This is a genomic window from Nonomuraea sp. NPDC003804, assembly GCF_040610675.1.
Taxonomy (GTDB): domain Bacteria; phylum Actinomycetota; class Actinomycetes; order Streptosporangiales; family Streptosporangiaceae; genus Nonomuraea.
The window spans coordinates 231,738-249,036 of record NZ_JBEXMT010000009.1; the positions used below are offsets into that span (position 1 = coordinate 231,738).

Annotated in this window: 19 protein-coding genes; 10 read left to right on the top strand and 9 right to left on the bottom strand. The window is 69.6% G+C overall.

Features of this window, described 5'->3' with window-relative positions:
* Nucleotides 1–47 precede the first annotated feature (47 nt).
* From ABZX22_RS15145 to ABZX22_RS15165, 5 genes are all read left to right on the top strand, one after another.
* Complete coding sequence (locus ABZX22_RS15145; protein WP_354908784.1) at nt 48–806, top strand: DeoR/GlpR family DNA-binding transcription regulator; 759 nt, start codon at nt 48–50, stop codon at nt 804–806.
* Between the two features lie 74 nt (nt 807–880).
* Nucleotides 881–1,771: an AraC family transcriptional regulator gene (locus ABZX22_RS15150; protein WP_354908786.1), complete on the top strand. Its 891-nt coding sequence runs from the start codon at nt 881–883 to the stop codon at nt 1,769–1,771.
* Nucleotides 1,772–1,831: 60 nt separating this feature from the next.
* Complete coding sequence (locus tag ABZX22_RS15155) at nt 1,832–3,031, top strand: epoxide hydrolase (RefSeq protein WP_354908789.1); 1,200 nt, start codon at nt 1,832–1,834, stop codon at nt 3,029–3,031.
* A gap of 88 nt (nt 3,032–3,119) precedes the next feature.
* Nucleotides 3,120–3,464, top strand: a complete 345-nt coding sequence (locus ABZX22_RS15160) for a hypothetical protein (protein ID WP_354908791.1) — start codon at nt 3,120–3,122, stop codon at nt 3,462–3,464.
* A 41-nt stretch (nt 3,465–3,505) separates the two neighbouring features.
* The gene (locus ABZX22_RS15165; RefSeq protein WP_354908792.1) at nt 3,506–4,201 is read left to right on the top strand and encodes an SRPBCC family protein; all 696 of its coding nucleotides are present in this window, start codon (nt 3,506–3,508) and stop codon (nt 4,199–4,201) included.
* 435 nt (nt 4,202–4,636) lie between these two features.
* Here ABZX22_RS15165 and ABZX22_RS15170 read toward each other — a convergent pair whose 3' ends face one another.
* Entirely contained in the window at nt 4,637–5,251 is a 615-nt protein-coding gene (locus ABZX22_RS15170) for a TetR/AcrR family transcriptional regulator C-terminal domain-containing protein (protein ID WP_354908794.1), read from the bottom strand.
* Nucleotides 5,252–5,315: 64 nt separating this feature from the next.
* Here ABZX22_RS15170 and ABZX22_RS15175 point away from each other — a divergent pair, with 64 nt between their 5' ends.
* Complete coding sequence (locus ABZX22_RS15175; protein ID WP_354908796.1) at nt 5,316–5,726, top strand: hypothetical protein; 411 nt, start codon at nt 5,316–5,318, stop codon at nt 5,724–5,726.
* Nucleotides 5,727–6,361: 635 nt separating this feature from the next.
* On the opposite strand, the gene ABZX22_RS15180 is transcribed toward ABZX22_RS15175, so the two are convergent.
* From ABZX22_RS15180 to ABZX22_RS15190, 3 genes are read right to left on the bottom strand one after another with little or no spacing between them, the layout of a single operon-like run.
* The gene (locus ABZX22_RS15180) at nt 6,362–7,390 is read right to left on the bottom strand and encodes an alpha/beta hydrolase (protein ID WP_354908798.1); all 1,029 of its coding nucleotides are present in this window, start codon (nt 7,388–7,390) and stop codon (nt 6,362–6,364) included.
* A gap of 25 nt (nt 7,391–7,415) precedes the next feature.
* Complete coding sequence (locus ABZX22_RS15185) at nt 7,416–7,916, bottom strand: DinB family protein (RefSeq protein WP_354908799.1); 501 nt, start codon at nt 7,914–7,916, stop codon at nt 7,416–7,418.
* Nucleotides 7,917–7,965: 49 nt separating this feature from the next.
* On the bottom strand, nt 7,966–8,592 hold the full coding sequence (locus ABZX22_RS15190) for a class I SAM-dependent methyltransferase (RefSeq protein ID WP_354908801.1): 627 nt from the start codon (nt 8,590–8,592) through the stop codon (nt 7,966–7,968).
* 85 nt (nt 8,593–8,677) lie between these two features.
* On the opposite strand from ABZX22_RS15190, the gene ABZX22_RS15195 reads away from it, so the two are divergent.
* From ABZX22_RS15195 to ABZX22_RS15205, 3 genes are all read left to right on the top strand, one after another.
* Complete coding sequence (locus ABZX22_RS15195; protein WP_354908802.1) at nt 8,678–9,283, top strand: XRE family transcriptional regulator; 606 nt, start codon at nt 8,678–8,680, stop codon at nt 9,281–9,283.
* Between the two features lie 266 nt (nt 9,284–9,549).
* Nucleotides 9,550–10,242, top strand: coding sequence for a TetR/AcrR family transcriptional regulator (locus tag ABZX22_RS15200; protein ID WP_354908804.1), 693 nt, complete (start codon nt 9,550–9,552; stop codon nt 10,240–10,242).
* Nucleotides 10,243–10,685: 443 nt separating this feature from the next.
* Nucleotides 10,686–11,960 carry a multicopper oxidase family protein gene (locus tag ABZX22_RS15205; RefSeq protein WP_354908806.1) on the top strand — a complete coding sequence of 425 codons (1,275 nt, stop codon included), beginning with the start codon at nt 10,686–10,688 and terminating at the stop codon, nt 11,958–11,960.
* A gap of 205 nt (nt 11,961–12,165) precedes the next feature.
* Here ABZX22_RS15205 and ABZX22_RS15210 read toward each other — a convergent pair whose 3' ends face one another.
* Both ABZX22_RS15210 and ABZX22_RS15215 read right to left on the bottom strand, forming a co-directional pair.
* Nucleotides 12,166–12,573, bottom strand: coding sequence for a hypothetical protein (locus ABZX22_RS15210; protein WP_354908808.1), 408 nt, complete (start codon nt 12,571–12,573; stop codon nt 12,166–12,168).
* Between the two features lie 97 nt (nt 12,574–12,670).
* On the bottom strand, nt 12,671–13,900 hold the full coding sequence (locus tag ABZX22_RS15215; protein ID WP_354908809.1) for a serine hydrolase domain-containing protein: 1,230 nt from the start codon (nt 13,898–13,900) through the stop codon (nt 12,671–12,673).
* Nucleotides 13,901–14,246: 346 nt separating this feature from the next.
* Here ABZX22_RS15215 and ABZX22_RS15220 point away from each other — a divergent pair, with 346 nt between their 5' ends.
* Nucleotides 14,247–15,011, top strand: a complete 765-nt coding sequence (locus ABZX22_RS15220; RefSeq protein WP_354908811.1) for a helix-turn-helix domain-containing protein — start codon at nt 14,247–14,249, stop codon at nt 15,009–15,011.
* A 57-nt stretch (nt 15,012–15,068) separates the two neighbouring features.
* Here ABZX22_RS15220 and ABZX22_RS15225 read toward each other — a convergent pair whose 3' ends face one another.
* From ABZX22_RS15225 to ABZX22_RS15235, 3 genes are all read right to left on the bottom strand, one after another.
* On the bottom strand, nt 15,069–15,818 hold the full coding sequence (locus tag ABZX22_RS15225; protein ID WP_354908813.1) for an urease accessory protein UreD: 750 nt from the start codon (nt 15,816–15,818) through the stop codon (nt 15,069–15,071).
* A gap of 71 nt (nt 15,819–15,889) precedes the next feature.
* Nucleotides 15,890–16,588, bottom strand: coding sequence for an urease accessory protein UreG (ureG, locus tag ABZX22_RS15230; protein ID WP_354908816.1), 699 nt, complete (start codon nt 16,586–16,588; stop codon nt 15,890–15,892).
* Between the two features lie 25 nt (nt 16,589–16,613).
* The gene (locus ABZX22_RS15235; RefSeq protein WP_354908818.1) at nt 16,614–17,288 is read right to left on the bottom strand and encodes an urease accessory UreF family protein; all 675 of its coding nucleotides are present in this window, start codon (nt 17,286–17,288) and stop codon (nt 16,614–16,616) included.
* Between the last annotated feature and the right edge of the window lie 11 nt (nt 17,289–17,299).

Consider the following 17,299-nt stretch of genomic DNA (forward strand, 5'->3'; position numbering starts at 1 on the left):
CGCGCTACGATACATGCAGAAACGTGCAAGAACTGGAGAGAACGTGCATGCTGGCTGCTGAACGGCGTGACCACCTGCTGGCCCTGCTCGCCCGCGAAGGCAAGATCGTCGCCAAGGACGTCGCCGCGGACCTGGGCATCTCCGAGGACAGCGTGCGGCGCGGCCTCCGCGACCTGGCCGCCGAGGGCCTCTGCCACCGCGTCTACGGCGGAGCGCTACCCGTCTCCCCTGCCGTGGCGGACTACACCGCCCGCAAGACCGTCACCCCCGACGGCAAACGGAAGGTCGCCGCGGCGGCCGCGGCGCTGGTACGGCCGGGCAGCGCCGTGATCCTGGACGGCGGCACCACCGCCCTGGCCGTCGCCCACACGCTTCCACCGGACCTGGCCTGCACCGTGATCACCCACAGCCCGACCATCGCCGCCGCGCTGCTGGAGCATCCGCAGGCCGAGGTCTTCCTGCTCGGCGGCCGCATCTTCAAACACTCGGCGGTCGCCTGCGGTGCCGCCGCGGTGGAGGCGGCCCAGAACGTCTCGGCTGACCTCTGCCTGCTCGGCGTCACCGGCGTCCATCCCGAGGCGGGACTGACCACCGGCGACGCCGAGGAGGCCGCGATGAAGCGCGCCCTGGCCGCACGGGCCGCCGACACCTACATCCTCGCCTCGTCGGAGAAGATCGGCACGGCTTCACGGTTCCGCGTCCTGCCCTGGGAGGAGATCAGCGGACTGATCACCGACGCCGATCCCGGCCACGCAGTCGTCGAGCAGCTCACGGCACGCGGCGTGGAGGTTCTGGCAGCCGGCTGAAAGCCACGCGCCGAACATGGGAGCGCAGGAGGTAGCGGTTCAGCCGGCCACAGGAACTGACTAGCCTCGGCCGTATGGTGTTCGACTCCGTTCATTTCGATCTCCAGTCCTATGCCGGTTTCGACATGGATCGATACGTTCGGCGGACGCACTGCAGCTGGGAGGACCTCGGCTGGCAGTCCTTGCTTGCGCAACGGTTCGACCACGTCCCGCTGGTCGAGGACATGGAGTTGCCGGCCGCGGCGGACGTGCACCTGATACTGCCCGTAGGGGGCCGGACCGTGATGGAGACGCGGACCGATGGTCGATGGAGCCGCCACACCTGGGTACCGGGGCGGCTCGAACTGGGCATCCCGGACCGGCCCGCCGTCCGCCGCTATCGCGCGGACGGCCCGTTGCGCAGCGTGCAGGTCCATATCCCGCGCGGCACCGTCGAACGGACCGCCGAGCAGCTGGGTGGCCGCGCGGTGGACTACGCGAGCATGGCGGCGTCCGTGGCCGCCGGCGATCCGCTGATCGAGGAGGCTGTCCGCGCCGTCGGCTCCGCGGACGAGACCGGTGACCTGTACGCCGAGTCCGCGGCCGCCTTCCTGGCCGCGCACCTGCTCACCCGCCATTCCCGGTTACCTGGTCAACGGACGCCGGTACGGGAGGACGCACGCGTCCGCGCGGCGATCGCCGTCATGCGTGACCGGCTGGCCGAACCGCTCACCCTGGCGGACATCGCGGACGAGGTGTATCTCAGCGTCTATCACCTTGTTCGCGTGTTCAACCGAGCAACAGGAGAAACGCCCCACCGGTTCCTCATTCGCTTGCGGATCGAGAAGGCGCAACGCCTGCTGCGGGATACCGACCTCGCGGTCGCCCAGATCGCGCCGCTCTGCGGGTTCGCCAGTCCCGGTGCTCTGTCGACGGCCTTCCTGCGGCACACCGGCACCCGTCCCTCGGCATATCGCAATTCCTGACCGCTCTCCCGGCAATCTCACGCATGGACCCGGGGGTGACCGGTTTCTAGGGTTTCGTCCATGTCTGAAAACGCGGCGACAACGCCGGAGATCGAGCCTTTCCCCATGCGCATTCCTGACCGCGACCTGGCGGACCTGCGGGCTCGTCTTGACGGGGTTCGGCTTCCCGAGCCGGAAACGGTGCCGGACGCCACGCAGGGTATCGGGTTGGACCGGCTGAGCACGCTGCTGGACACCTGGCGACAGCACGACTGGCGGGCCAGGGAAGAGCAGTGGAACACGATTCCGCATTACCGCGTGCGCCTCGACGGCCTGCGGATCGCGTTCTGGCACGTACGCTCGCCCGAGCCCACAGCGCTCCCCCTGTTGCTGACCCACGGCTGGCCGGGCTCCGTCCTCGAATTCGAGAACGTCCTCGGGCCGCTCAGCGATCCGGTCGCCCATGGCGGTTCCGCGAGTGACGCCTTCCACGTCGTCGTCCCGGCCCTGCCAGGGTTCGGGTTCAGCGATCGTCCACGCGAGCGCGGCTGGCACCCCGCCCGCACGGCGCGGGCGTGGGCCGAACTGATGACCGTGCTCGGCTACGAGCGGTTCGGCACGCACGGCGGAGACTGGGGCGCGTTCGTCAGCACCGAACTGGCACGCGTGGTGCCCGAGCGAGTCGCCGGCCTGCACCTGACGATGCCGATCGCCTCTCCCCTGCCGGACGACAGGATCTCGCCGGACCCGGCGGAACAACGCATGCTGGAGCGGCGCGACACTCATCTCGCGGACGGATACGGCTTCGGGATGATCATGAGCACGCGCCCGCAGACGCTCGGCTACTCCCTGCTCGACTCGCCTGCCGGCCTGGCGGCGTGGCTCGGTGAGAAGTTCGCCGCCTACTCCGACACCCGACCGGAGGCCGGCGGCGGGGTGAGCCCGTCGCAACAAGTGGACAACATCGCCCTGTACTGGCTGACCGGGACCGGCGCCTCCAGCGCTCGCTGGTACTGGGAGGCCATGCGGTGGGTACCACGCAGCGCCGAAGAAGAGAACGAACAACCGGTGACGGTGCCCACCGCCTGTTCGCTCTTCCCCGCCGAGCCGTGGCCGACCGCCCGGCGCTGGGCCGAGCGCCGCTACCACGACCTCCGGTCATGGCACGAGCTGGACCGCGGCGGCCACTTCCCCGGTCTGGAACAGCCAGATCTTCTGGTCTCCGAACTCAGGACCGCATTCCATCACCTACGTCACCGTCCCGGCGATCTCACACGGTGAAGGTTTCTCACCCCTCCCTTCCACCGGCGGCCAGGTTCGCCTCGGTCCCCGCGATGACCCGCCGCTTTCCCACCCGAACGGAAACATCATGACGGCCGTGTCCACGCCACCCGCCCGCACCGACCGGCGCATCCCGCCGGCGGTGACCATCTCCTCCTGGGCGGTCCCCGTGATGGTGCTCGGCCAGTTCGCCCTGCTGGCGGGCGTCCCGGTCACGATCGCGCTGGTCGGCGCTCTCCGCCGCGTCCGCGATCGGACGGTTCGCCGGGCGGCCGCGCTCCTCGCCGTCACGTACGCGATCCCGCTCGTCGTCTGGCGGACGCGGCCCGACGGCGCGCCGAGCCTGTCCAAGGACATTCACCCCGCGTTCGTCGCTTTGATCGTCGCCGCCTCCGCCGCACTCATCGTGGCCATCCGTCGAGCCCGGCGCTGAAGCAGCGTGCCCCCTTTCCTCAATACTCATCAGGAAGCTCGATGACCATGTCCAGCAACAACCTGCCGAACTCCTCCGAGCAGCGATTCCCGACCCGCGCGCGCATCACCGCGCTCACGATCTCGCTCGCCGCGACCGGCGTATTCGCAGGCGACATCTCCGCCGCGCAGGCCGTCACCGCGGAGCCCCCGGCCATCCACCACGCCGCCGCTCACCACGGTGGTGGACTCCAGTGCCGCGGGAAAGGTGTCGACTCCACCGCGAAGATCCGGTACCGCACCGAGACCTTGATCAAGGCGCCGCTGAGCACCATCTGGAAACTGCAGACCGATGTGGAAGGCTGGCCCGCCTGGCAGAAGCCCGTGACCAGCATGAAGCGCCTCGACCCTGGCCCGCTCCGCAAGAACTCGCGCTTCCGGTGGACCACCCCGGTGCCCGCCACTCCCGTCAGCGCGCCCACCACGCTGGTCATCACCTCCACCGTCCGCCAGCTTCGGCACCATGCGTGCATCCGCTGGACCGGGCCGGCGATCGGCGAAGGACTGCGCATCGACCGGGGCGTCCACGTCTGGACCTTCACCAAGGTCAAGGGCGGCGTCCTCGTACGCACCGAGGAGACCCATGCGGGCGACCAGATCGAAACCAACGTGCCACTCGCCACCGACTTCCTCGGAAGAGGTCTTGAGTCCTGGCTGAAAGACCTCAAGAACACCGCCGAAGCACGCACGAGCGCTTAAGCCTTTGTCAGCAGGCTCCTACAACTGGGGGACGCCGCTGGCGCGCTGGCGCTACGCGACCCCGAACTCCCCATCGACCGCGCCCTCGCCAAGCTGCATCACCATCTGGGGCGCGCCTCAATCCGCGCCTCCGCAGCGACTCCCGGCGCCAGGAAGTGCGTTTGCTCATCCAAGTCACGGGCCGAGCCCGGCCAAGGCCGCCGGCCCGATCAATCCCGGTCGGGTTCATCAGGATTGGGTAGCCGGCGCATGCCAGCGGGGCGAGGTCGGGAGGGGTATTCCGATCACATGGACGTGCTGGCGCTGGAACGGTGGCAGGCGCGCGACATCGTCGGCCGCCAGCGGGCATCCCTGAGGCTCCGTGAACAAACTGATCGTTGAGTGCCTGTTCCGAACTTCTGGCCATGGACCGAGGGACGGTGGACACATCCTGGGCTACCGCATGTCGCGGTCTCCGATGATCAGGGATACGCCCGCATTGAAGATGTCGTCGGGGGTAAGTCCGGCGCGGCGGCCTTCCGCCAGGGCACGGGCGATGGTGGGGAATGTCTGCGCGAACTGTTCGGCGGTCCGGGCGTCCATGGTGTGGGCGCCTGCGGAGTCCTGCTCTTCGATGACGTGGCCGAGGGTGTAGTGGGTGCCGGTGAAGACGATGTTCGCCGCCTCAGCCAGGGGCAGGTCGCGGTCTTCGAGTGTGCGGAGTGCGTGTTCGGCGATGCGGGCGAGGGTGGGTGTGCCGGGTGGTCGGGCGCCGGCCACGACTCGGGCGCCGTCGGGGTAGGCCAGCATTGCCTGGCGCAGGCGGTGGAAGATGGCGGCCAGCCATGGCCGCCAGGACTGGCCTGAAGGCAGTGGCGCGAGCTCGGCGAATTGTTCTTGCAAGATGGCTTCGGCCATCGCCTCCAGGAGTTCCTGCTTGTCGTTGAAGCGCCAGTAGATGGCGGGGGCTTTGACCTGCAGGCTGGTGGTGAGCCTGCGGAAGGTCACCCCGGTCAGACCTTCCTGTTTCAGCAGCGTCAGGGCTTGCTTCACGATCGTCTCGGCATCCACGGCACCCATTGTATAACTGTGTTACATTGGTTCTATAACGTCGTTATAGCGCGAGGTGTAGATCTTGAACCAGGCACTCGTGGACAGCATGCGGACCTACCTCCAGGCCGGACTGGCCATGGACGTGGACCAACTGGATCAGCTGTATGACCCGGAATTCGAAAACGTGCGGGTGGATGAGTCCGGCCAGACGATCACCCTGACCAAGGCCCAGTTCATGGCGCGCTTCCGCGCGCTGCGCGAACAAGGCCAGTCGGTGGGTGAGTCCATAGACGACATCACCTTCCCGGCCACTACCGACTTCGGCGACCACGCGGCGATCATCATGCGGCGGGTCGAAAACGACGTGCCGGCACTGTATACCTTCATCTGGCGGATGGACGAGGGACAGCCGACCACCATCCTGCGCGAGATCACCTTCGACAAGGACATCAGCTACCTGCTGAAGATGGTGCGGTCCGCGAAGGACGCATAGCGGTATCCAAGGGCGCGCCCCTTGTGGGAGGCGGTCGGCCGGCAGCACGGACGACTCGACGCCCCATCAGATGATCAACGACCACAGCACCATCGCTTCGTGGTGCTCGGATCAGCGCTCGTAGTCGCGGACGCAGCGCCTGCGCCGGGAGATCCACGACAGCGTCCCCTCCACACTTCTCGGGGCGCCCGCCGTTGCCATGTAAGCAGGCCGGTTGAGGCATGAGAGGCTCGATGGCCTGCCGTTCGGCGTCGGTCATGTCGGTGGTGTAGCAGCGCGTCCGGGCCGGGCGCCGCGCTCCGTGGCCATAGCGGCGGGCCACACATGAGCAGGCGGTTTCTTCGTTGAGGGGGACAGCGGCAGGAGCGGTGGCGTACGACGGCGGCAGACCTTCCGGTTGGTGACGGGGCTTGGATAGCCGCTGTTACTACCGGAAGGTCGCTCCACGTCGTCGACGATTCGCGCTACGTCGCCATTTCGCCCATTCATCGCCCACGCAGCGGGCCCGGGGATCAGTTTGTACACGGGCACGGACCCGTAGCCGCGCCGACGCCTGGTCCACGTTCGTTCCGCACGGGGCATCCCTCGCGTCGGTGATTACCATAGGGGCCGCCGACCACGAGCGGGAACCGGGCTCATCCGTCGAGGAAGCGCACCAGCTCCGCCGTGACGAACTGGGGGTTCTCCTCGACGAGCCAGTGCCCCGCGTGCGGCACGTCCACCGCGCGCACGATCTTGGTCATGCGCGGGGCCACTGTGGCCCGGATCGCGTCGAGCTGCCCCTGGGCGGTCATGAGCAGGGTCGGGACACGTACCGGTGCCGCCGCCGCGGTGTCGCGGACGTCTTTGTCGAGGGCGCGGTAGAGCTCGAAGCCGCCCGACAGGACCTCTGGCCGGCTGTAGGTCCGTGCGTACTCGTTGATCTCGGTGTCGGAGAACGGGGACCGATCAGAGGTGCCGCCGAACGCCGTGCCGCCGAACGAGACCTGGGGATAGAACAGTGCCAGGTACTCGCGGACGTCGTCGCGTACGACCGCCTCGGGGACCCGTCGCTGGGAGTGAAAGGCGATGTGCCAGCTCAGTGAGCGGTACGTGGACGCATCGATCCTGGGCCCGGGTAGCGGCAGGTCGAAGTAGCCGAGGCGGGCGGTGTCGTCGGGGAATTGGCTGGCGTACTGGAAGGCTACCGCGGCGCCGAAATCGTGCCCGACGACGCGGGCGTCACGTATCCCGAGCCGGTCGGCGATCAGCGTGTGGACGTACCGCGCCAGAGTGGCCTTGTCGTAGCCGGTCGGTGAGCCGGTGCTGTCGCCCAGTCCGGGAAGATCGACAGCGTAGACGGTGTGGTTCTTGGCGAGCGCCGGCATGATCGGCCACCAGCCGTACCAGGTCTGCGGCCAACCGTGTATCAGCACTACCGGCGTGCCGCTGCCGCCGGTCACGTAGTGCATACGGACGCCGTCGACGTCGGAGAACTCGTGTCGGAAGGTGTTCTTGAACTGGGGGTCGTCCTGGGTTGCGACGGCGTAGGGGGGAACGTCGCCGGCTGTCGGCGTGGAACAGGCTGCGGTGCCGATCGCGAGCAGGAGGGTGAGCGTGACGGTCGCCACCGTGCGCGCGGATCGGAAGAAGCGGCGCGACAACAGGCGTGTTGCGGTGATCATGTGGTCCTGTCCTGGAGAAGGTGGATCAGCGCCCGGTCGCGCCGTCGATCAGTTCGCGGAGGATGTCCGCGTGGCCCGCGTGACGGCCGGTCTCCTCGATCATGTGGGTGAGTGCCCACCGGATGCTGGGAGCGGGACGTTCCGGTCGCGGTCGAGGAATCGGCGCGCCGAGATCGGTGCACCCGTCGAGCAGTTCGTTCGCGCGCCTGACCGTTTCTCGGTAGCGGGCGACGACGTCGGCCACGCTGTCGGCCGGCGCAGCCTGGAACGTCGCCTGCCAGTCGGTGACGTCGTCCCCGAGGAACATCGAGCGTTCGACGAAAGTCAGGTGGTTGAGCAGGCCGAGCAGGTTCGTGCCCGACGGCACCACGGCTGTTCGCGCCTGAGGTTCGGGGGCACCCTCGACTTTCGCGGCGATCGAGGTCCGGAGGTAGTCGAGGAATTCGCGCAGGATCTCGGTCTCGCTGCTTCCGGTCCGGGGCGGCGGGGTGTCGCCGCGGCGGTCGCGGCGCGTGGTGCTGGGCACAGTGGCTTCCTTTCTTTCGCTCTTTCGCCGGGAGCGCTCTGGTGCCGTGTCAGGCGGTACGTCGGATGAGTAGGACGTGGTCGGTGATCTCGGCGGTGCGCCCGCCCGGTCCGGTCGCGATCCGGCGGGGTGTGTCGGCCCGCTCGACCGTCCAAGTCGCCGGGTCCAGATCGATTCCCGCGGCGACCTCCCGCGGGCTCGGGTACCGGACGTCGGGATCCTGGTTCCACGACCATGGCGCGGCCGAGCCGTGGTCGACGACCAGCAGCCGCCCGCCCAGGCGCAGTGCGCGCGCGGCTGAGCGCAGGACGGTTGCCCTGTCCAGGTCGAAGGGGGTGTGCAGGTAGTGGGCACAGATCAGGTCGAATCCACCCTGCGGGAACGACTTGTGCAAGTCGTGGCGCACGGTGATGACACGGTCGCCCAGGCCGCGTGAGCGGGCGAGGACGGCGAGCCGCTCGACCGCCACGGCCGAGATGTCGGCGGCGGTGACGTGCCATCCCTGGCCGGCGAGCCACAGCGCGTCGCCGCCGTCGCCGCATCCGAGGTCCAACGCGTCGCCGGGCGGCAGGCTCGTGATCGTCTCGGTGAGGCGCGCATTCGGCTGCGGGTCAATGGCCGCCGGTCGGGCCGCGTGCAGGCCGTCCCAGAACGTGACCGCATCGGTGGTGCTCATCAGGGCTCCTTCTGTCGGGAGCGCTCAGTCTTGCCAGGCGGGCCCGATCTGGCACAGAAACTTGCGGTTCCGGCAAGATGGCCTCATGGATCCCGAAACGGACGACGTCCTTGACGCGGTGGGGCCGCGACTTCGCGCACTGCGTCGTGACCGCGGCATCACCCTCGCTGCCCTCGCGGCGACGACCGGCGTGTCGGAGAGCACCCTGTCCCGGCTGGAGAGCGGGCAACGTCGGGCAACCCTGGAGTTGCTGCTGCCGCTGGCTCGTACCTACGACGTTCCGCTGGACGATCTCGTCGGCGCCCCGCGCACCGGCGACCCCCGGATGCACCTCAAGCCGATCAAACGGTTCGGGATGACCTTCGTGCCCCTGTCGCGGCGACCGGGCGGAGTGCATGCGTTCAAGATGATCATCCCTGCCCAGCCGAAACCGCTCGAACCGACCCCGCAGACCCATGAAGGCTTCGAATGGCTGTACGTGCTCAGCGGTCGCCTGCGGCTCGTCCTCGGTGAGCGCGACCTGACGTTGCCGCCCGGTGAGGCAGCCGAATTCGACACGTCCTTGCCGCACTGGCTGGGCAGCGCCGATGGCGGCGCGGTCGAGCTTCTCATCCTGTTCGGCCTGCAAGGGGTGCGTCTGCACGTACGCGCCGCCCCTCATCGGTCATCTCACGGCGAGAGCCGGCGGTGAACTCGGCGCACATTCGGTGTTCGCGTCAGCAGCGAGCCGCGGTCGACAACCTCGCGCCCCGCAGAGACCGACCAGGTCGAACGCCGGTGGACACGGCAAGCTGATCCGTCCCGCCCCGTCGCGAGGTCCCGGCCACATACCCGGCCGTCGGGGGTGGCGTGGCAGTGAAGAACCGGGAGCGGGGGCCGGTATTCCTCGGTCCTCGCGGCGTTCGACGAGGCCACGGTTGTGGCAGGCGCCGTAAGTCGCCGCGATAAGATGCGCAAGTGGACCGTAAGCGGGAGCGGACCGCGGCTGAGCATGAGGCGATCAGCGCGCAGACGGCGGAACGTCGTGCAGACGCCGGCACGACCCGCGACGGCGGCGCATCCCGTCGACGCGGCCCCAAACTCCAGGACGCGATCCTCGACGCCGCGTGGGACGTGCTGGTCGAGCACGGATATCACGGCTTCACCTACGAAGCGGTCGCCGCCCGCGCCGGCACGAGTCGTCCTGTGCTCTACCGGCGCTGGCCGCAGCGCGACGACCTGCTACTGGCCACTCTCGCCAAGTTCTGGCAGCCGATCGCGGTGCCCGACACCGGCAGCCTCCGCGATGACGCGATCGGCTTCCTGCGCAACGCCGACGCTGACCGCGCAGGCATGATCACGCTGATGAGCGTGCAGCTGGCGGACTACTTCCGCGACACCGGCAGCAGCCTCGGCCAGCTTCGCGACACCCTCCTGCCGCCGGGCCGGCCGACCGCCTTCGAGATGATCGTCGCCCGCGCGGTCGAGCGGGGCGAACTGCCGGACGTGCCGCGTTCGTCCCGTGTGGTGAACCTGCCGCTGGACCTGTTGCGCCACGACATGTTCATGACCATGCGCGCGGTATCGGAGGAGTCGATCGTCGAGATCGTGGACGAGGTGTGGCTGCCGCTGCTGGGGGTGCCTGGGGGCCCGTCCGCCTCACCGGCCTGAGCCTCGCCTGCGACCTGGCCCGCCAGGTGTTGACCGGCCCCCTCGGTGGGCAGGTTGGCGCCCGGCCGGGCGGGTGCAGCCCATGCGACGTGTCACTCCCGGCCTGGCGGGCTCGACCAGAGAACGGCCGGCCGGACACCCGTCTGCTGCCGCCGCCACACCCACGAATGCTGCAAGAGGTCTTGCGAGATCGCCGAAACGCGGGGTCGCCGCGCGCAAGATATGGCTCTCCAGCTTCTGCAGTGATTGAGGTGGAAATGCTGAGTCGCAGGAAGTTATTCACGCTCGGCGGAGTCGCAGGGGCGGCGGTCTTGTTGCCCAAGGCGCTGGAATCATCGGCCGTGACCCAGGAAACCCCGCCCGCCCCCGGCCACACGCACCATTCGACCTCCCCCAAAACCGTTGTCTCCACCCGGGCGCCGGTCGCCCCCTTCTCTGCGCGCATGCCCGTGCCGCAGGTGCTGCGGCCGATCGCCCAGCTGCCCGAAGCCGATGTCTATGAGCTGGCCATCCGCCAGATCGAGGCGGAGATCCTGCCCGGCGTCCGGACTCCCGTGCTCTCCTACGGCAACCAGTTCGTCGGTCCGACCATCCGCGCCAAGAGTGCGCGCCGTACCCTGATCACCTTCCGCAACCGCCTGGAGGCGCCCTCCAACGTGCACCTGCACGGTGGGCACGTGCCGGCCGTCAGCGACGGCCACCCCATGGACCTCATCCAGCCCGGGGGCGCCAAGCTCTACAACTATCCCAACCGGCAGCAGGGCGCGACGTTGTGGTACCACGATCACAGCCACCACACCGAGGCCGAGCACGTCTTCCGCGGCCTGCACGGCGCCTACCTGCTGGAAGATGACAGCGAGCGGCATCTCGGGCTGCCCGGCGGCGAGTACGACATCCCGATCCTGCTGCGCGACGCCGCCTTCGACGAGTCCGGGGCCCTCGTCTTCGCCGAGCCCGAGTACCGCACCACCCTCCTGGCCAACGGCAAGCCCTCGCCGTACTTCCCGGTCGCGGCACGCAAGTACCGCCTGCGCCTGCTCAACGTCTCCACCCACCGCGACTTCACCCTCAGCCTGGGCGGAGCCGAGATGACGCAGATCGCCACCGACGGCGGCCTGCTGCCCGCCCCGGTGCCGCGGAGCACGCTGCTGCTCAGCCCCGGCGAGCGCATCGAGATCGTGGTCGACTTCTCCCGCCATCCCTTGGGCACCCAGCTGGTGCTGGCCGACACGACCGGGCCGGTGCTCCGCTTCGACGTCGTACGGCGGGCCCGCGACAACAGCCGCGTACCCGACCGGTTGCGCGAGCTGCCTCCCCTGCCGGAGGCGACCGCCACCCGCGAGGTCGTGCTCGGATTCGGGTTCGTCGGCGACGTGCCGATGGGCCTGATCAACGGCCGGCCGTTCGACCCGGACCGCATCGACGCGAAGATCAAGCTGGGCACCACCGAGATCTGGCGCATCACCAACGGCGACGTCGAGTACCAGGTGCCGCACAACTTCCACACCCACCTGGTGCAGTTCCGGGTGCTGGACCGCGACGGCAACCCGCCGCTACCGGGCGAGACGGGCCGCAAGGACACCGTGCACATCCGGCCCGGGGAGTCGGTTCGGGTGCAGGCCACCTTCGGCGACTACACCGGGCGCTTCCTCTACCACTGCCACCTGCTCGAACACTCCCAGATGGGGATGATGGCCCAGATGGAGATCACCCGTTAGGCGCGGCGGGAGCATTCCCGCACAGCGGCGGACACCCTGCCGGGTGACACCGTGTTCCTGGACGGCGAGCTGACTCCGCAACGTCCCTGCCGGCGGGCGTCGGCAAGGGGCGAGCGAGACGGCGTGGCCGCCTTGGCGGGGCTCGCCCCCTCCCTGCCCCGGCACGCCGCCGCGTCCAGGTGGCCGGAGGCCCCTGGACATCCCATCAAGCGGCGTCGAGGGCCGCGGTGATCTTGCGGATCATCTCGGCCAGGGTGGGGCTGGGCTCGCCCTGGTGGGTGCGGGCAGCTGCTTCGACGGCGACCAGGACGGTGCTGCGGAAGTTGTCGGCCTCTGCCGGATCCTGCTTCTTGAGCAGGCCCATGGCGGCCGTCAGGGCCGGCAGTACGTGGTCGGCGATCGCGGCCACGGACTTGCCGTCCAGGGTGATGTCCCTGGTCTTCTCGGCGAGCACGTGGCCGACCAGGCCGGTCGCGGAAACCAGGGCGACGGAGCCCTCGGTGGCGACCTTGTGGGGCTTGCCGGTGGCATCGGCGGCGGCCAGCAGCGAGACGGCGCCGTAGGCGGCGGTGCGCAGGGTGGACTTGTCCTGGTCGGTCAGGGTGATGGACATGGTGGTGTGCTCCTTCAAAGCTGTCAGGAAATTCGATGGAACGGGCGGATGGTGGAATGCGGGGTGAGGGGCCGGCCTACCGGGCGAGGGCGCGGGATCAGTCGTCGATCGCCTGGTAGAGCGTGGTCCAGAAGTCGTGGATCAGCCGCGTCGAATCCGGGGTGGACGCCCCGACCTGCGTGAGCAGGATTCCGGTGAGCTGGTTGGCCGGGTCGGCGTAGGTCGCGGTGCCGCTCCCACCGTCCCAGCCGAACTGGCCGACGGGGGCGTAGTCGCCGCGGTAGGTGCGCACCGCCATCCCGAAGCCCCAGCCGCCGTGCTGCCCCTGGCCGTGCGAGATGTGGACGTTGTCGAGGGCCATGGCGTTGCGGGCGGCGTTCTGCTCGGGCGTCAGGCGGTTGGTGGTCATCAGCTCGACGGCGGGCCTGGACAGGATCCGCTCGCTGCCGTGCATCCCGCCGTTGAGCAGCATCCGGAAGTAGGCGTGGTAGTCGTCGACGGTGGAGACCAGCCCGCCGCCACCGCCCTGGAACGCCGGAGGCCGGCTGTGGCGTCCCCCCTTGGCCTCGTCCCACACGAGGAACTGTCCGGTCTGCGGGTCGGGGGCGTACAGGGTCGGCAGCCGGTCGATCTTGTCGGCGGGCACGTGGAACCCGGTGTCCTTCATCCCCAGCGGATCGAAGACGCGTTCGCGCAGGAACGTCTCGAACGACTGGCCGGTGACCCTGGCCACCAGCACGCCGAGCAGATCGTTGCTGATGTGGTACTGCCAGCGGTGTCCGGGCTGGTGCATCAGCGGGAGCGTGCCCAGGCGGCGCATCCACTCATCCGGCCCGGGCATCGGCACCGGAAGATTGGGCGTGAGCCCCTGCTCGAAGATCGCGTTCATGATCGGGGAGCCCAGCGACGTCATGTCCATGCCGAGCCCGAACGTGGAGGTCAGCACGTCCCGCACGGTGATCGGCCGCCGCGCCGGCACGGTGTCGTCCAGCGGGCCGTCGATCCGCTTCAGCACCCGCCGGTCGGCCAGTTCCGGCAGCCACGCATCGACCGGGTCATCCAGCCGCAGCCTGCACTCATCCAGCAACACCATCGCGGCCGCCATCGAAACCGGCTTCGACGTCGAGGCCATCCGGAAGATCGTGTCCCGGCTCATCGGCGGGCCACCGTCATGACGCATCGTCCCGATCGCCTCGACGTGCGTCTCACCGCCCCGGCTGAGCAGGGCGACCAGCCCGGGAATCTTCCCGGACTCGACATGCCGCGTCAGCACCTCGCGCAGCCTGCGCAACCCTGACGCGGAGAAGCCGCTGTTGCTTGTGTCCATCACGTAGCTCCCTGCCTCAAATGTTCGATCTCTGCGAGCCCGTCCCGGCGTGGCACCCATGGCCTCGGCGAGCTGGGGCTCGGTCATGCGCCACCGGCGCCGCATGTGTTCGGGAATCCCTGAACGTCTGCGACACTACATTGCGTTTACACATCAGTCAACAAGAAAAGAGGAGCATTGCCCCTGGTCTTGCGGATTGAAAGGCCGGCATTGCAATGATTGTGATGCTGAACGCAATGGATGATCAGGGTCAGGATTGCAATGGACTGCGCGTGAATGCATACTGTGCAGCGGGGTGCGCGGGCGCCGAGCTTCGCGCATGTCGAGCGAGAGGAAACAAGCACCGATGCCCGGAGGCAGACTCACCAATGAGGACCGGCAGCGCATCGCTACGGGGCTGGCCGAGGGACTCGGATACGCAGAGATCGGTCGGCTTCTCGGTCGGCCCGCCTCGACCATCATGCGGGAGGTCACCCGCAACGGCGGCCCCGACGGCTACGGGGCGGACCGGGCGCACGAGGCCACACGCCATCGTGCGCGCCGACGCAAGCAGGCTCAGCCTCCGGCGCCGCCGGTCCCCCACGGCGACCACGGGCGTGACCCCCGAGCGGTTCAGGACTTCACCGAGTCCTTCACCGATCTCCTCGTTCAGCAGGGGCTCCCCCAGATGACGGCCAGGGTGCTGGCCTGCCTGTACATCACCGACTCCGGCGCCCTCACCGCCGCCGAGCTGGTCCAGCGGCTTCGCGTCAGCCCGGCGTCGATCTCGCACGCCGTCACCTTCCTCGAACAGCAGGGACTGCTCACGCGGGAGCGGGTTCCCGGCGGGCGCCGCGAACGCTATCTCATCGACGATGAGATCTGGCTCCGGTCCACCCTTGCGGCTGTGCAGGCGAACGACGCCCTGGAGGCCGCGTCGCAGCGCGGAGCCGAGATTCTCGGGGTCGCAACCCCGGCGGGCGTCCGCTTCAAGTCCTCCGCCGAATTCCTTCACCTCGTGACCGAGTCCCTCGGGAAGGCCATGGAGCAGTGGCGGCAGAGCCTGGCGGCCCGGAGCGCCCAGCACCCTGACCCGGACTCGCTGACCACACAGGACGAACTCGCGTACTGAACCGGAAAGACACGTGGGCAGCCGGCGGCACCAGGTTGGGGCGATGCGGTGAGGTGTTCACGTGGTGGGGTGCGCCGCATCCAGCAGGCGGCGTAGGTACAGGGTGTCCGGGGCCAGGGCGGTGATCAGGATGGCGGGGCCGGCCAGGGGGGCCAGCACGGCCTGGCCGGCTTCCGGGTCGTCGCCGAGCAGCCGGACGTGGGGCGGTTGCTGCTGCAGGACCGGATCGATGATGAGGATCTGGCCGACGGCGCGGTGGCCGGCCAGGACGGCGGGGCCGTCCCAGCCGGGTGCGCCGGGGCCGTACATCGCCTGCTGGTCCAGCAGGGGGCGACCGTCGCGCCGGACGGTGAGGCGGGTGGCCAGCCGGCCCGGCGGCTCGCCGGCGCGGCCGAGGACGATTTCTTCACGCAGGAGGAGTCGTGCGGTCGGGGCGAGGTCGATGGTGCAGCTCTGCCGCAGGTTGCTGCGGGCGGCGGAGATCAGCGGCTGGGGCAGCCAGTGCAGGCTTGCCCGCTCGGCCACGGTCAGGTGCACGTCGTAGGTGGCGTGCTCGGTGGTGGGGCCGCGCAGGGCGATGGTGGCGGCGGCGGAGGTGATGTGCAGGTGTGCGTCGTGCTCGGCGGTGGCCTCGATGCGCAGCCGATCGCCGCCCAGGGGGGCGCTCATGGCGGCGAGGACGCACACCCGCGCCTGGTTGCCGTGCGAGCGGCCGCGGCGCAGGTCGAAAGGGCCGTCACCGGCGAGGAGCGGGAGGGCGGTGGTGTCGCCGGCGTGGGTCGCCCGAATGCGGGCGGTGGCATGCACACCCGGCGCGGACCGCCCGGCCGGTGTGGGTGCTGGTGTGGGTGCTGGTGTGGGTGCAGAGGGCGCGCGTGTCATGCGGGGCCCGCGGTCCAGGCGGCCAGGCGCCGGCGGATCCAGTCGGCCACAGGTGTGATGCCGCCGTCGGTCTTGACCGCGGTCAAGACGGTGGGACGGTGGCCGCGCTGGGTCTCGGCGTCGCGTGCCATGGCTTCCAGGTCGGCACCGACGTAGGGGGCGAGGTCGGTCTTGTTGATGACCAGCAGGTCGGAGGAGGTGACGCCGGGGCCGCCCTTGCGGGGGATGTCGTCGCCGCCGGCGACGTCGATGACGAAGATCTGCGCGTCGGCCAGGCCTGTGGAGAAGGTCGCGGTGAGGTTGTCACCGCCTGATTCGACGAGGATCAGATCGAGCGGGCCCAGGTGTTCTTCCAGGTCTTCGACGGCTTCGAGGTTGGCGGAGATGTCGTCGCGGATGGCGGTGTGCGGGCAGGCGCCGGTCTGGACCGCGGTGATGCGCTCAGCGGGCAGGACGGCCTCGCGCAGCAGGAACTCGGCGTCCTCGCGGGTGTAGATGTCGTTGGTCACGACGGCGATGGACAGCTCCTCGCGCAGCGCGCGGCACAGGGCGGCGACGGTGGCGGTCTTGCCGGAGCCGACCGGCCCGCCCAGGCCGATGCGCAGGGCGCGGCGACGGCCGTCAGGACGGGAGGAGGAACCGCCGGGGCCGTGGGCGTGGGCTTCGGGGAAGGTGTCGCTGTGGTGGAGGTGCATGGCTGCTCCGGGGGTGAAGGGGTGCTCAGGAGGCGAACAGGCGGGTGGGGCGGGCGGCGTGCTGTTCGGCGGTGATGTCGAGCAGCGGCGCGGAGACGGCCGGCAGCGCGGCCGGTCCGTCGGTGTGGACGCGCTGTGCGGCTTCGGCCGCCCGGGCCGCGACGTGGTCGATGTCGGCGGCCAGGCGGGCCAGGACGGCGGTGGCGTCGAAGGGGTCCAGTCTGAGCAGGCGCACGGTCGCGCTGACCGGGCCGCCGACGCTCTCATAGGCCGCCACGTACGCGGCGTCCAGCGGGGTCAGCCCGGCGGAGCGGGCGGCCAGGCCGAGCACCACAGGGTGATGAGCGCCCCGAGGCAGCGCCGCGGCGAGGGAGTCGAGCTCCGAGCAGGGCCAGGCGACTCGGGCGGCCCGCAGCAGCTGCCGGCCGAGCCTGCGCGCGGTGTGCCGCAGGGCGGGGGCGGCGGTGCGGGCGTCGGCCGCCTCTTCCAGCAGCAGCGGGTCGTACCCGGCGGCGGCCGCGGCGGCCAGGCCCGCCGCGGCCAGGCCACTGGTGTACAGCCGGCCGCGGCAGAACTCCTGCAGGCTCGCCACGTCACGCACCCGTCCCGCCGTGACCGCCGCCTCGGCCCCGCCGGAGTGGGCATGCCCTCCGGCGGGGAATCGACCGTCGGCCAGGACGAGCAGGGCGGCACGGTTCATGGTGCGTGACT